The organism is Vibrio sp. T13N (assembly GCF_032970445.1).
In the GTDB taxonomy this organism is placed as follows: Bacteria; Pseudomonadota; Gammaproteobacteria; order Enterobacterales; family Vibrionaceae; genus Vibrio; species Vibrio diabolicus.
The window spans coordinates 192,669-206,559 of sequence record NZ_JAWJYE010000007.1 but is presented as its reverse complement, the minus strand read 5'-3'; the positions used below and the strand labels follow the sequence as shown (position 1 = coordinate 206,559).

The window sequence follows — 13,891 nt, the reverse complement described above, 5'->3', positions numbered from 1 at the left end:
ATGCATTACGAGACGGTTCGGCTCATTCTTGGTGACCAACTTAATAGCGAGCATTCGTGGTTTCAACGTGTAGACGACTCGGTGCTTTACCTTGTTGCTGAGTTGAAACAAGAAAATACTTACGTTACGCATCACATTCAAAAGGTGTGTGCTTTTTTCTCTGCGATGGCGAATTTTGCCAACGAGCTGCAGGAAGAAGGGCATCAAGTTTTGCACCTTACGTTGGATGACACACAATCTTTCGAGGATCTTGCGCAAGTCTTACAACACTACGTGAGTGAAGTTGGTGCAAGTAAGTTTGAATATCAACGCCCCGACGAATACCGTTTACTAGAGCAGTTAGCCAAACTAAAGCTTGATGGGGTCGTGATGCGTAGCGTCGATTCGGAACACTTTTTGTTACCGTTTGAGGAAATAGAATCGCAGTTTCCTCAAGGTAAACACATCATGATGGAGCACTTTTATCGCCGTATGCGTAAGCGCTTCGACATCTTGATGCAAGACGGTAAGCCTATGGGTGGAAAGTGGAACTACGACGCCAATAACCGAAATAAACTTAAAGCAAAAGACATTGAACAGCTGCCAAAGCCATTAATGTTTAGTCATGACGTCAGTGATATTGTCGAGCGCTTAGGTCGGCACAACATTCAAACCATAGGTAAATTAAATGGTGATTTACTTTGGCCAGTAAGTCGCTCTCAAAGCTTGTCTTTACTCGCGCATTTTTGTCAGGTCTGTTTGCCACTGTTTGGTCGTTTTCAAGACGCCATGACAGGTCAGCACGAGGCTAAATGGAGCTTGTATCACAGCCGGATTTCGTTCTCGCTGAACAGCAAGCTGCTGAATCCGCGAGAGGTGATTGACGCTTCACTTAAGGCATTTCATGCCAATGCCGACATCGATATTTCTCAGGTAGAAGGTTTTATTCGTCAGATCTTGGGATGGCGAGAGTACATCCGAGGCGTTTATTGGGCGAACATGCCTCATTACCCGAAAAAGAATGAACTGGAAGCGAGTAAAAAGCTGCCAGACTTCTTCTGGAGCGGCGAAACCAAAATGGCCTGTATGCGAAACGCGATTGGCCAATCTCTTGATTACGCTTACGCGCACCACATTCAGCGCTTGATGGTAACCGGCAACTTTTGTTTATTAACCGAGATCGACCCAGACCAAGTGGATGAATGGTATCTCGGTATCTACGTTGATGCGATTGAATGGGTAGAAATGCCCAATACGCGCGGTATGGCACTGTTTGCAGATGGTGGGATTGTTGGCACCAAACCGTATGCGGCGAGTGGCTCTTACATCAACAAAATGAGCGACTACTGTAAGGGTTGCCACTACGAAAATAAGGCTAGGAGTGGAGAAGGCTCTTGTCCGTTCAACAGCTTATATTGGCGCTTTATGAACAAACACGACAAACGCTTAGCAACGAATCCACGTATTGGGATGATTTTCCGATCTTGGGACAATATGGAAGAGCAGAAACGCCAAGCGATATTAGATACCGCTGAGCACTATATGGAAAACTTGGAGAGCTTGTAATGGACATACTGATCGTTGGTGGAAATGGCGGCATTGGATTGGCGATGGTTCAACAAGCGCTAGTTCGCTTTCCTCAAGCTCGCGTGCATGCCACTTATCGTAAGCATCAACCAGACTGGCAACACCCAAATGTAGCTTGGCATCAAGTGGATGTATCGCAGGACGAGCAGGTGACAGCGTTCAGTGAACAAATTGAACATGTTGATTGGTTGGTGAACTGCGTTGGTATGTTGCACACCCAAGATAAAGGTCCTGAGAAAAATCTTAGCTCGCTCGACGCAGACTTTTTTCAGCAAACCATCATGGTTAATACTTTGCCGAGTTTACTGTTGGCGAAATACTTCACGCCCAAGTTAAAACGCAGTACCAACCCCAAGTTTGCGACCATTTCGGCCAAAGTTGGCAGTATTAGTGATAATCACTTAGGCGGTTGGTACAGCTATCGTGCATCGAAAGCCGCGTTAAATATGTTCCTCAAAACCATGTCGATTGAATGGCGGAGAATGGTCAAACACGGGACTGTACTCGCTCTTCACCCAGGCACAACAGATACGGCTTTGTCGGCACCTTTTCAAGCGAATGTACCTGAAGGAAAGCTGTTTAGCCCAGAGCGTGTCGCGCGAGACTTATGGGGATTGATTGACAAAGCAACCCCGCAGGATAGTGGGGCATTTTGGGCTTATGATGGTGCCTTGTTACCTTGGTGAAGCGCTGCTTGGTCTGAGCCACGTTACCTTGGAAAATAAGGCTAGCAGTGCGACATAAAGTTTTTGTGGTTCTAACTTTTGACTGATTTGTTTCTTCGGCAGCGCTCAGAACAGTAAACGACTTCGTCCCAATTTCTTGCCCATTTCTTTCTCCAAGAAAATGGGCGATGGCAAACAGAGCAGATTTTGGTTGGTAATTGTGTTTTAAAACCTTTCATCTGGTCCTCCCCATTCGCCATCGTATGCCCTTGAAGTTGAATGAATACGAACTATTTATCAAAGAGATACAGATACTCTTCATACCCCTGCGTTTTCATTTCACTTACAGGTACAAATTTCATTGCCGCAGAGTTCATGCAGTAGCGTAATCCTGTTGGCTTCGGACCGTCTTTAAAAACATGACCAAGGTGAGAATCACCAAACTTACTGCGAACTTCCGTTCTTGGATAAATCAGCTTGTAATCGGTTTTTTCAACGATGTAACCTGGGTTGATTGGCTTAGTGAAACTTGGCCAACCCGTCCCCGATTTGTATTTATCGGTAGAAGAAAACAACGGCTCACCAGTTACGATATCAACGTAAATCCCCGCTTCTTTGTTGTCCCAATATTCGTTGTCGAACGGACGTTCGGTGCCTTCTTCTTGTGTTACGTAGTATTGCAACTCCGTTAAGTTTGATTTGATCTCGGACTTAGCAGGCTTACTGTACTCTTTCACTTTTGATAGCAACTTTTTTTCTTCGATCAACTGACGAAGCGTTTTTGGGGTCTCTTTACGATCATCACCAAATACTTCATCCAAGTATTTATCTCGACCAGACGCATAGCGGTAATACTTATACTTTAAGCTGCTCTTTTTGTAGTAGTCTTGGTGATACTCTTCTGCGGGATAAAACTTTTCAAACTCGATCAATTCTGTTTTCAACGGTTTTGGATAGATCATCGCCTTGTCGATTTCCATTATAAACTGTTCTGCGATCTGCTTTTGTTCAGCGTTATGATAGAAAATAGCAGGGCGATACTGTGGGCCACGGTCGACAAAAGAGCCTTTATCGTCAGTAGGATCGATATGACGGAAAAAGTAGTCCAACACTTGCTCGTAACTAACCACTTTAGGATCGTACTTAACTTCGATCACTTCTATGTGACCTGATTTACCTGATGAAACTTGGCGATAAGTTGGGTTTTCAACATGACCACCAGAATAGCCTGATACGACATCGACTACGCCAGTCAACTGTTCCAAATCCGATTCTGTACACCAGAAACAGCCGCCAGCCAGTGTGGCGATTTCTGCATTCTCTGAAGCCTTCATCTTATCCATCGTATCGGCGGTGCCTGTTTTACTCAAAAGTAGAAACAAGACAGGAAGTGCGAAAGAGAATCCGACCAATAACTTAGATATATTCTTCATAGCTACCTCAACGTTGTTTTCCGTAGAAAGTGTGACTGAAATAAAAAGTGTTACGTATAGAGAAAGGCAACCGAGCGAAAAAATTACAGCAATGTTGAAAATTCCGTTGCCCTTTTATGCGAGAAAGCTAAAGTATCGACACGAAATACACAGCTTGATAGGGCAACGATGTCTTCAACGAGCGATGCTAAATGAGGTAAATCATGCAAGCAGAAGTTAAATGGGTAGAAGATTTTAAATTCCTTGGGCAATCTCAGTCGGGTCACTCCGTAGTGATGGATGGCAATGGCGGTGCAACGGCACCAAGCCCAATGGAAATGGTACTAATGGCCGCTGGTGGCTGTAGCTCTGTCGATGTTGTCGACGGTTTGAAAACGGCAGGACAAAAGGTCTTGTCTGTTAATGCCAAGCTAACCACAGAGCGTCGTGAAACCGCACCACGTATCTTTACGCAAGTGAATATCCACTTTGAAGTTTCAGGTGACGAGCTTGACCCAGAAGTCGTAGCAAAAGTGGCGGCTGACTCGCTAGAAAAATACTGCTCGGTTTGCTTAATGCTAGGTGAAGGTGTTGAGATGACCCACAGCTGGGAAATCGTGTAAGTCGACAGACTCCACAAAATATAAAAACAGGAAAGAGAAAAGTGCAGGCTTTTCTCTTTTTTTATTCCGCAATTCACGTACCGTGTGATTAATCTGAAAGTAGTAATTGCAGGTTTTAGGAGTCTCCCAGTGACAGAACTCGAAAAAATGATGTCTGGTCAAGTCTTTGATGGCATGGACAAAGAAATTGACGCAATTAGAAGTCATGCTCTTCAAGCACTTAGAGCGCTCAATAACAATACCGACGAAAGTCAGCGCGACGAATTACAAAAACAGCTGTTTGGCAAAGCGGGTCTTTGCATTGTTCAAGCACCTTTCCATTGCGAGTTCGGTAAAACCATCGAAATCGGCGAAGAAACCTTTATCAACATGAATGTGGTCATGCTTGATGGCGCTAAAATTACCATCGGGAACCACGTGCTAATCGGTCCAAGCGTGCAATTGTATACGGCTTCTCATTCTGTTGATTACCGAAGTCGCCGATGTTGGGAGACGTTTTGTAAACCTATCACGATTGAAGATGATGTGTGGATTGGCGGTAACTCCGTCATTAACCAAGGTGTGACGATAGGTGCTCGCTCGGTGATTGCGGCGAACTCGGTCGTCAACCATGATGTGCCGCCAGATTGTCTATACGGAGGCACGCCAGCTAAGTTGATTCGTCGTCTCAACGAAGAAGAGTAAGAATCGATAGTGATGGTATGATGACTCGCTTTACAGGCATAACAGAATCATGCCATCAGAAAGGGATAATTCGCCAAGGAGTCTAAGATGTCGAACAAGACAGAAGTCCTCATGTGCCCTACATGTGGGGTAGAAACGCATCATGTAGTGGTGTTAGTCAGAAAGAAAAGTGGCTTTGAAGGCGATAAAAATCGCAACAAGAAAGAGTTCATTGCTGGCTTTCTTAAAAGCGTAGTATTCGGCGCCTTCCTTGCTTCTATGGATGAATTTGAACGTCACTTGATCTGCGAAAACTGTGGTCATAAAACCATTCAACAGTAACTGATAGTCTTTCTTTCTCTGCATAAGTTCATAAGTGCGGTTTGAAGCACTGGTTATTCAAATCGCATTATCCTCTTTTAGTGCTTTTGCTCTTCTCATGTTCCTCTCTCAAAAGTGAGTCACATCAGTACGCATTTTAACCGCTTGGGTACAGGTAACTCACTGCTATGTATAATAAATTTCGGTGGGAAATACGTGTTTCAGCTCGATGTTTAATCTCTGTTCTATCGACACGTTTTGGGTCCGTAAACACTTAAATTTCGTTTGCTTTATGTTGCATGCAGTGCAATTGTGTGAATCCGGTCACGTTATTGTTTAATTCATAAAAAAATATTTAATGAATAGTAATTCACAAATATGCTGACCGTATGTGCTATTTAGTTTTGACTTATCTTTTGAGTATTCACTTGGTGAATGTTTTGTTGATTTTAGATTGACTGAAAGTTTGATTTTCTATTCAAACTTGTCAAGGGTTGAATATATATATTAGAAAACATGAATTTGATCTTGTTTCTATCTTTTGTTTTAAATGCGAAATTCATTATTAACAACGGATGGTTTTGATGATTTCTCTTATGTGTATCCCACCAATTTTAGAAATTGAAAATTAAACTTTCTCAATACAATAACGACTAAAATTAAACGGAATGATGTTCTTATATTTTTTGTATTTTAACTTATACATTTTCACTCATTCATTTTAACTGTTTTTGTTGATTTTAAGTTGTTGATAATAATTGTCTTTTAGCTTTTATTTTAATGGCGTTGCTTTGCTGCTTCTTTAATGTTGTGGTGAGTGGTTTTATTTATAAAAAGTCATTTTWAAGTACGTTTTTAAGCAAAGTAGAACGCGACAATACTCAGATAAATAGTATTAAAAATTAAATAAGGATTTAACCATAAGAGTAATTTTATGGTTGATAGGTTTATTGGGGTTGATTATCTGAATTTTTATGGAATTTCATCCCAATAATCTGTTTGTCTTTAAGTTTATTCTAATAAACTTAATTCTCATGGAAGTTTCAAAACATGCAGCACACAACAAAGTGGATGATGACGCCGCTTGCAATGTTGTTGGGTACGCTGTTTTCAGCGCCATCATTCGCGGTGGAAACGAGTGTAATTGATAGCACTAGCACGCCTGAATCTACACAAAATGAAGGAGATGCGTCCTGTATTGTTTGTAAGTTTAGTGGGGCCGTTTACCTATCTTACGATACAAACATTTACGATAAAGACGACTACCGTTCTGTCCGCAATTTCTCGTGGGGAGGCGATCTCGTTTATTCCTTTTCGAGCGACACAAAAGCCTATTTTTCTACGGGTGGCTATCGTGCCCTAGAAGATGAAGTCGGCACCTACGCGACAGATTCGGTGTTGGGCTTGCAATACACGAACCTATATCGCTTTGGAGATACAGGGAAAATCGGCGTTGCGGGTCAGCTCACCATTCCAACTTCAGAAACATCTCGTAAAGATGAACTGCACACCGCGGTTCGTTTAGATGTGCCGATCTCTTTTTCAGCTTGGAGCGTCGATTTTTCGGTTTCGCCAAGACTGAGAAAAAATTTCCACGAATACAAAACCATGGGGGGACGCTCGCTGACTGAGTGGACTTACTCATTGTTTGCTGTTGCGGAAAAGTCGTGGGAATCGTTCGCAGTGGGGATCACGGCGTTAGGTGGTAACAGCATCAGTTATCAAGGTACGCACAGAAGCAGTTGGCAGTATGAGGGGGCGTTGTACGGCACATACGAGTTTGATGAAAGCTGGTCATTGCAACTCGCGGCGTCATCAACGGGTTTCTATCAAGATGCAGAGCGAGGCACCTTGGGCAACATCGATTTGTTGGACCAAGAGAAAGCGTCTTACATCGCGACAGTGACTTACTCCTTCTAGGAAAATAACAACAATTAAGGATATCCAAATAATGTTTAAAAAATTGACTCTGGTGTCAGCAATAACGGCCGCACTTGCAGGCTGTGGCGCAGATGATCAGGCGTATGACTATGTCGAAAGAGATGCAAAAGAAGTCGCAGTAAAAGACCTTAAAGACGGTCGTTGGTTTTACGTTCCGACGACTGGTGCCGCTCCACGCTTTGCTCTGAACCAATTCCCATTCTTGCAAGGTTCACCTCGTTACGTTGAGCTTTGTTTTACCAAAGAAGGTCTGGAAGTTCGCAGTTACGATAAAAACTACCCAGACGCGCATCTAAGCAAAGATGCTAATAACTACTGCGGTGAAGAGAAATTTGTCGCAGACGACGACGGCGTTAACTTCGCGCAAGTGCTGACGATTCCGGGTGACTTTGCGGCGTATCGCTGTCAAGAAGACGCGCATGGTGATTGCACCAACAAAGAAGAAACCAACGAAGACGCAAGCCTAAACTACAAGAAGAAAACCCACTTTACTCCTCGTCCTGAAGATCTCGAAATTGCAGAATTCAATATGGAAGATCTGTATGGCATTACCGAGGGCATTGATGAAATTGGCGCACCACGATTGATCTCGTGGGATTTTGACCCTAAAAACGGTCTTCTCAATTTCGAACTAGAGCGCACGTTCCGTATCGATTTAGATAATATTTCCGACTACATCAACTTTGCAACGAAAGCGAGTTTGGATGAAGCGCTTGTGGATGGCGCGTTTAAATCTCGGTTCTACTACTCGTTGGTGCACGAAAGTGAAGTGGCAACCGAAGGTTACCAACCGATCTTGTACCCAGTGGGTGATGAGAACGACATTGGTTTCTTCACCACGTCGACGAAAAAGCTTAATCCAGTCACGAATAAATACGACCGTGATGTGGTTTACCTCAATCGTTTCAACCCAGATCAAGGTTCTATCAAATATTACTTGAGCGACAATTTCTTTGAAGAGAAGAACAAGTTGTTCTTGGATGCAACGCTGCAATCGATCGACAAGATGAACCAAGCGTTGAATGTATTTGGGGCGGATGCAGGCAAGCCTGAAATCGAGATTGTGAACAAAACCAAAGCAGCTGGTATTCACCCAGGTGATCTGCGTTACAACGTGATTAACCTGATTGACGAGCCTCTAGCGAACGGTCTGCTTGGCTATGGCCCGTCGGTTTCTAACCCGATGACGGGTGAAATCATCAAAGGCCACGTGAACCAATACGCAGGCGTTGCAAGAACCGGTGTGCCTTTCTATTGGGATAACTTGGCGCGTTTCTATAATCGTAATCAACTGGACTTAGATGGATTGGATCCACTGCCGACTAATAGTGAAACGGTGAAAACAGAGGTCGAGGATAGAGTTGAAGCCCTCTCGACAATGGCAGCAATGGCGAGCCTGAAATCGGATGAAAACACTTATGCGCCTTTCGTATCAAAAGAAGACATCGTTTCTGGCAAGGCGGCGACAAAGAGCCCAACTCAGCTAATGAAAAACTTCAATGATGACATGGAGTTTGAAAAGGTGGTTGAAGCTGAAGAGAACCGTTTGTCTTTCTGGGCAGAGAACAACGTCTATCCAATTGAAGCGTCGTGGGTTTCTTCAACTAACAAGGCCATGTTGGACAACTTGAAGTTGGACGACGAGCGTTACTTTGAGATCAAACTCGATGACTCAGGTAACGAAGTATCGCGTCAGCTTAAGCGCTGGAAATACCTGCCAAAAGAGTTGCAAGTGAAAGCCGCAGATGCGATTACGGTTGCGACTTACAGCAATACGCTCGTTCACGAGCTTGGCCACAACATGGGTCTGCGCCATAACTTTAAAGGCTCAAATGACAAAGCGAACTACTACACGTTAGAGCAAGCGCATCAACTTGGTTTGAACAACATTCCTGCTTACAGTTCGACGATGGACTACGCACCAAGCATGTTGGATGAAACGCCAACTTGGGGTCTGTACGACATTGCGGCGTTTAAGTTTGGCTACGGTCGTAAAGTCGAGACGATTCAAGATTCTTCAGGTTCAGCTCCTGCACCTGTTGCGAAACCAGCAGACAGTGCGAGCGATGAAGACAAAGCAGCATACACTCGTTACCTCGCTGATCAGCAAGCCTACCAACAAAGCTTTGCATACAAGTTTGGCAACAATCCAGACAACACATCGCTGATGGTGTGTTCTGAAGTGAAGGCGCTAACGGGGGACGAGAAAGGCAAATCACTCTACAACTGTGACTTTAGCCGATTCGATACCGCTGCGTTGTCTGATGATCCTGAACTGAATGCGAAAACTCGTTATGGCGCACTTTACTACCTAGATAAAGTGAATGAAATTGAGCGTAAGTCTTACGATTTCTGTACCGATGGGAACGTTTCTCTAAACAGCGACTGTAACCGTTTTGACGAAGGTACAAACCTAGAAGAAATTGTTTCTTACGAGTGGCAGAACTATCTCGATAGCTATGATCGACGCAACTTGGAGTTATATGGGACGACGGGATTATTCTCGTCCGATTATCCTGGTTACTTAGTGCGCCGTTACATGGAAATGAGCGCTATCCGTGATAAGATGGAAGATCTTGAGCGCATCGATAACCTGTACACCAATTTGGGTTACACTTCGTCAACGGATAAGCCTGGTGACTTCTTATTGCGCCTTGCTTCAAACCCTCAATACTGTAGCGAAGGCAAAGCCGATAACTCATGGTTCTGTGATTACGCGAATGGGGCGAAAAAATCCGCGGCGTTCTTCCTTGATATCTTGCGCACACCAGAGCATCAATGTGTGATAGAAAATGCGGCAGGCAACCAAAAAGTGATTTCTTTTGGTCAACTGTTAGACAACAACTCACACCAAATTCCGGCTGATTACGATCTTTCAACAGCCAGCTGTTTTGATGATTTGGCAGCACGCTTTATCGAAGATTCAGATGAGGGCTATATAGCTGTTGCGGAAACTGCGAATGGACGCTTCCTAAACTCAATTGGTAGCTTTGACCCGGATTACCCTTGGTCAAATGCGGTGTCTGTGTTGGGTAACTGGCCAGATAAAGCGTTGGCGAGCCACTTCTTAGCACGTCGATTCTCGAACCGTTTTACCGATGAGGTGAGCTTTGCATCGCTGCTTGATATCCCTGGGGTGCAAGCTGAATATGAAGACATCATGGGCAACATCGTGGCAAATGACGCGTTAAATACACCAGTTAAACTGGTGGGTAAAGACGGTAAGGAATACACCAATCTAAAAGGTGTTACCGTGAACCTACACATCACTGAGCAAATGGAGTCCTTGCCACCAATGCCTCGTGGTATTGCAAGATTCCTTGATATTGGTGCAGAAGGTCGCGGACGTGTTGGCGATGTCATCTTGAGAATGGGTGTGAACCAAATGAAGTCTTACGATTATACAGTGAAGACTCGTGGTCAATCTCAGTTTGATACGTTTACGAAGCAGCAAGACCGTTACGGTATCATCGCGGGTGACAAGGTTGAGTTTGTTATCGACGGCGAGAAGTTTGTGGCAACAAAAGCAAACAAGCTGGCTTACGACTACGCAAATCAACTGGTGACGTCCAAAGGTTACGATCTAAAAACGTACCTAGATAGCTATGAGCCTGCAACACTAAACAAGGTTGCAGAGAGCATCGATAGTGCTTGGGGGCCATTCCGAACAGCGATTGTCCCAGCGTTCCACGATCCTGTATTGCTGCTGGATGCGCCAATGGTCAACGCAATGAAGCGAACCATTGATGCGGATATCGCGGCAGGTGTGCTGTCGTTTAGCCAGTCTTTCATCAACTTTACGACAGCGAATGTGACTTCGGGTGATTTGGTCATCGATGCAACTTCGGGCACATTGAGCTACAAAGGTGGTAAAGCGCACGATGAGCTGAAAGCGTTCGAAGCTTACACTGATGCGATGCTTTTGATTTACAACGATCACGCCGAAGACATGATGTTCGCGGTCGACAATGTGTACGCAGGGTACATGGCGTCTTCAGATGCTGACAAAGAACTTTGGCTGAAAGATCTCAATATGATTCAAGCGTATTTGCGTGGTGATATCGGCGCTGTGGCTGGTGATTACTACAAGATGCTTGATCGCCTACCAACTGCAGTGAGTTTCCAGTAAATAACTCTTAATTCACTCATACAAAGGCCTGCAGTAATGCAGGCCTTTTTCGTCATAGGATTGATGGAATTTAGGAGTGAAAGATGATCTGTCCGTCTTCTGTCATCACAAGTGTCGCTTTGCTTTGTTCGATAAGTTGGGCAGCATAAGAAGGGGTAACGGCCTGCATATCACCTTTAGATCGAAGAGTTAAAGACTCCCACGCTTGATCTCGATATTTCCCTGCTTGGGTGTATTGAATCAGTACTTTCATAGCTTCACGCTCCGGTGTGGTTGACGTGCTACTTAAGTTAACGATCTTAGGTTGGTTACGCATCTGTTAAAAATGAAACATTAGTTTAACTAAATGTGCCTTTCCAAATATCGCGCATTGAGCAGAGCAATTTAGAATCCTTGTGATGGAAGGATGAAGATCACTCAATCTTTCGATTCATACTGCGCAATATAATGTTTGAGAGATTTGGTTTCCGCACTCTGAAACTCTTCATCGTGCATACGCAGTGCTTGGATACGGTCGAGGCGGAACTGGCGGTAGTCATCGCGCAATTCGCACCAGGCGACCAGCGTCCAGACTTTGCCCCAAAAGAACTGGCCTAACGGTTGGATTTTTCTTTCGGTCACTTGTCCGCTTTCATCTTGGTAATCCAAACTGACCTTAAACTGATGATCAATCGCGTGGCGCAGAAGCTGCCCTCGTTTGGCAGTCTCGGATTGGGTGTGATAATCGGGCACAATCAGCGGACAATCTTCCACTTGTTGTTTGAGCTTATCTGGCAATACCGAAAGTATTTTGGTGGACGCAGAGTGAGACGCTTCGGCAAGTTCGGCATCCGACCAGGCTCGAACCATCCGCATACCCAGTTCAAGCGCCATCATCTCTTTTTCTGAGAACATCAAAGGCGGCAGATGAGAGCCAGCTTGCAACAAGTAGCCAACACCTGCTTCACCTTGAATAGGAACACCAGAACTGAGCAACGACTGAACATCGCGATAAATCGTACGTTCGCTAACTTCCATTCTTTCTGCGAGCTCTTTCGCTGTCACGGCGTAACGCTTTGCGCGCAGAAGCGTGAGTAGCTCAAACAGTCGTTCTGATTTGCTCATGATGTTCCTTATCTAGACCTACTGGTTGTTAGTGGTAGTGTTGCTGATTACTTCTCTAGCTCACTGCACATTTTTAAGTTGTGATGTTTAAGCTCGAAGCTTTCGCAGTCAATCATTGATAACAGAGGCTGAAATTCAGCGGCTTGCTTAATCTGTTTTCCCGCCTGTTTGGCATCGTCCATTGAACGCCAGTAAATGATGTCTGTCCACACATCGTCCGTAGCTTCGTGACTGAGCGAGCGATACAAAAAGCCCGGCAGATTCTTCACAAACGTTTGTGACTGCTTGGCGGCGGCGATCACGTCTTGCTCTGTTGTGCCTGCGGTTAGACGAAATTGCACAGTTTCGATAACGGTTTCCATATTGTGATTCCTTATTGGTTTTGGCGGATTGCCTGTTGAGTTCCAAATAAGGTTACGCGGATGGAATGTCAGAACATGTCAGTAGTGAAATCTCACTCACTTATCATCAATAGGTTATTTTTCTAGGCTGTTGTAACGATCCCAGTAAGGTAAATCTGTGCCGAGTTTTTCGCTGATAAAATCGATAAAGGCTCTTACTTTCAACGGCATGTGCTTGCGCTCAGGGAACACCGCATAAATGGCGTGTTCTGGTAGAGAATACTCTTCCATCACCGGTTTTAGATTTCCTGCGGCAAAGTCTCTTCCTGCAATAAACGTCGGCAGTTGCGCAATGCCCGAACCTCTTAACAGCAACTGGCGAATGGCTTCACTGTTATTGACGATAAAGTTTCCTTTTGGAAGCACCTTGTATTCGCTGCCATTGTTGATGAACATCCATTCGACGCCGCCACGGAAATAGGAGTAGCGCAGGCAGTTGTGACTGACTAAATCACTTGGTTTTTGTGGTGTGCCGAACTCCGCTAAGTAATCTGGCGAGGCACAAAGCACACTTTTGCAAGGGGCGAGACGTTTTGCGATTAGATTGGAAGAGGTGAGTTCACCAATACGGATCCCCAAATCAAAACCGTCTTTAACCAAATCGACCATTTTGTCTTCGAGGTTTAAATCCACTTCAATTTTCGGGTAACGAGCGAGAAACTCGCTGATCAAAGGCGCGATATGCAGCACACCGAAAGACATCGGCACGGTAATTTTGAGCCGACCTTGTGGAGAGCCTTGCAGCTCCGATACCGCGTCCACGCCTTGCTGGGCTAGGTTGAGCGCTTGAGAGGCGTACTCAAAATAGCGTTCTCCCGCTTCGGTCAGGCTCAGCTTACGCGTGGTTCGGTTAAGGAGACGAATGCCCAAATCGTCTTCTAGTTGGTTGATGCGTTTGCTGATCGCCGATTTCGTCAGATTCAGCTGTTTGGCCGCAAGGGAAAAGCTGCCGCATTCGACAACAGCAACAAAAACGGGCAGGGAGGCAATCGCGTTCACATCAATCTCCTATTATCGTGAAGCATTTATTGTTGAGCACAAGGATACAATTAATTTCCAATTATAG

13 protein-coding genes are annotated in these 13,891 nt (G+C 44.7%); 7 read left to right on the top strand and 6 right to left on the bottom strand.

Going from position 1 to position 13,891, the window contains the following annotated elements; all coding sequences use genetic code 11:
• Window positions 1-1,545 carry a cryptochrome/photolyase family protein gene (locus R2S67_RS13915; protein WP_317345145.1) on the top strand — a complete coding sequence of 515 codons (1,545 nt, stop codon included), beginning with the start codon at window positions 1-3 and terminating at the stop codon, window positions 1,543-1,545.
• Complete coding sequence (locus tag R2S67_RS13910) at window positions 1,545-2,252, top strand: SDR family oxidoreductase (protein WP_048624688.1); 708 nt, start codon at window positions 1,545-1,547, stop codon at window positions 2,250-2,252. Before R2S67_RS13915 ends, R2S67_RS13910 begins: the two co-directional genes overlap by 1 nt.
• Window positions 2,253-2,323: 71 nt before the next feature.
• Here R2S67_RS13910 and R2S67_RS13905 read toward each other — a convergent pair whose 3' ends face one another.
• Window positions 2,324-2,470: a DUF2256 domain-containing protein gene (locus tag R2S67_RS13905; RefSeq protein WP_074189751.1), complete on the bottom strand. Its 147-nt coding sequence runs from the start codon at window positions 2,468-2,470 to the stop codon at window positions 2,324-2,326.
• Window positions 2,471-2,521: 51 nt separating this feature from the next.
• Window positions 2,522-3,664 (bottom strand): peptide-methionine (R)-S-oxide reductase MsrB, encoded by a 1,143-nt coding sequence (msrB, locus tag R2S67_RS13900; RefSeq protein WP_047007986.1) that lies wholly within the window; start codon window positions 3,662-3,664, stop codon window positions 2,522-2,524.
• A 203-nt stretch (window positions 3,665-3,867) separates the two neighbouring features.
• Here msrB and R2S67_RS13895 point away from each other — a divergent pair, with 203 nt between their 5' ends.
• The 5 genes from R2S67_RS13895 (at window position 3,868) to R2S67_RS13875 (ending at window position 11,320) form a co-directional block, all read left to right on the top strand.
• Window positions 3,868-4,266: an OsmC family protein gene (locus R2S67_RS13895; RefSeq protein ID WP_005393675.1), complete on the top strand. Its 399-nt coding sequence runs from the start codon at window positions 3,868-3,870 to the stop codon at window positions 4,264-4,266.
• Between the two features lie 129 nt (window positions 4,267-4,395).
• Window positions 4,396-4,950: a sugar O-acetyltransferase gene (locus tag R2S67_RS13890; protein WP_317345143.1), complete on the top strand. Its 555-nt coding sequence runs from the start codon at window positions 4,396-4,398 to the stop codon at window positions 4,948-4,950.
• A gap of 87 nt (window positions 4,951-5,037) precedes the next feature.
• Window positions 5,038-5,271, top strand: coding sequence for a hypothetical protein (locus R2S67_RS13885; protein WP_005393681.1), 234 nt, complete (start codon window positions 5,038-5,040; stop codon window positions 5,269-5,271).
• 1,029 nt (window positions 5,272-6,300) lie between these two features.
• Window positions 6,301-7,170: a hypothetical protein gene (locus tag R2S67_RS13880; RefSeq protein WP_317345135.1), complete on the top strand. Its 870-nt coding sequence runs from the start codon at window positions 6,301-6,303 to the stop codon at window positions 7,168-7,170.
• 31 nt (window positions 7,171-7,201) lie between these two features.
• Window positions 7,202-11,320: a M66 family metalloprotease gene (locus R2S67_RS13875; protein WP_317345133.1), complete on the top strand. Its 4,119-nt coding sequence runs from the start codon at window positions 7,202-7,204 to the stop codon at window positions 11,318-11,320.
• A 70-nt stretch (window positions 11,321-11,390) separates the two neighbouring features.
• Here the strand turns inward: R2S67_RS13875 and R2S67_RS13870 are convergent, their stop codons facing one another.
• From R2S67_RS13870 to R2S67_RS13855, 4 genes are all read right to left on the bottom strand, one after another.
• The gene (locus R2S67_RS13870; protein ID WP_005393690.1) at window positions 11,391-11,573 is read right to left on the bottom strand and encodes a hypothetical protein; all 183 of its coding nucleotides are present in this window, start codon (window positions 11,571-11,573) and stop codon (window positions 11,391-11,393) included.
• Between the two features lie 164 nt (window positions 11,574-11,737).
• On the bottom strand, window positions 11,738-12,424 hold the full coding sequence (locus R2S67_RS13865) for a helix-turn-helix transcriptional regulator (protein ID WP_020834875.1): 687 nt from the start codon (window positions 12,422-12,424) through the stop codon (window positions 11,738-11,740).
• 47 nt (window positions 12,425-12,471) lie between these two features.
• Window positions 12,472-12,786 (bottom strand): hypothetical protein, encoded by a 315-nt coding sequence (locus R2S67_RS13860; protein ID WP_021452372.1) that lies wholly within the window; start codon window positions 12,784-12,786, stop codon window positions 12,472-12,474.
• Between the two features lie 114 nt (window positions 12,787-12,900).
• Window positions 12,901-13,824: a LysR family transcriptional regulator gene (locus R2S67_RS13855; protein WP_025571935.1), complete on the bottom strand. Its 924-nt coding sequence runs from the start codon at window positions 13,822-13,824 to the stop codon at window positions 12,901-12,903.
• Window positions 13,825-13,891 lie beyond the last annotated feature (67 nt).

What these genes read in the sequence shown, in the direction of transcription:
- R2S67_RS13915 (WP_317345145.1), top strand. Translation starts at nt 1, where the DNA reads ATGCATTACGAGACGGTTCGGCTCATTCTTGGTGACCAACTTAATAGC.
- R2S67_RS13910 (WP_048624688.1), top strand. Translation starts at nt 1,545, where the DNA reads ATGGACATACTGATCGTTGGTGGAAATGGCGGCATTGGATTGGCGATG.
- R2S67_RS13905 (WP_074189751.1), bottom strand. Translation starts at nt 2,470, where the DNA reads ATGAAAGGTTTTAAAACACAATTACCAACCAAAATCTGCTCTGTTTGC.
- msrB (WP_047007986.1), bottom strand. Translation starts at nt 3,664, where the DNA reads ATGAAGAATATATCTAAGTTATTGGTCGGATTCTCTTTCGCACTTCCT.
- R2S67_RS13895 (WP_005393675.1), top strand. Translation starts at nt 3,868, where the DNA reads ATGCAAGCAGAAGTTAAATGGGTAGAAGATTTTAAATTCCTTGGGCAA.
- R2S67_RS13885 (WP_005393681.1), top strand. Translation starts at nt 5,038, where the DNA reads ATGTCGAACAAGACAGAAGTCCTCATGTGCCCTACATGTGGGGTAGAA.
- R2S67_RS13880 (WP_317345135.1), top strand. Translation starts at nt 6,301, where the DNA reads ATGCAGCACACAACAAAGTGGATGATGACGCCGCTTGCAATGTTGTTG.
- R2S67_RS13875 (WP_317345133.1), top strand. Translation starts at nt 7,202, where the DNA reads ATGTTTAAAAAATTGACTCTGGTGTCAGCAATAACGGCCGCACTTGCA.
- R2S67_RS13870 (WP_005393690.1), bottom strand. Translation starts at nt 11,573, where the DNA reads ATGAAAGTACTGATTCAATACACCCAAGCAGGGAAATATCGAGATCAA.
- R2S67_RS13865 (WP_020834875.1), bottom strand. Translation starts at nt 12,424, where the DNA reads ATGAGCAAATCAGAACGACTGTTTGAGCTACTCACGCTTCTGCGCGCA.
- R2S67_RS13860 (WP_021452372.1), bottom strand. Translation starts at nt 12,786, where the DNA reads ATGGAAACCGTTATCGAAACTGTGCAATTTCGTCTAACCGCAGGCACA.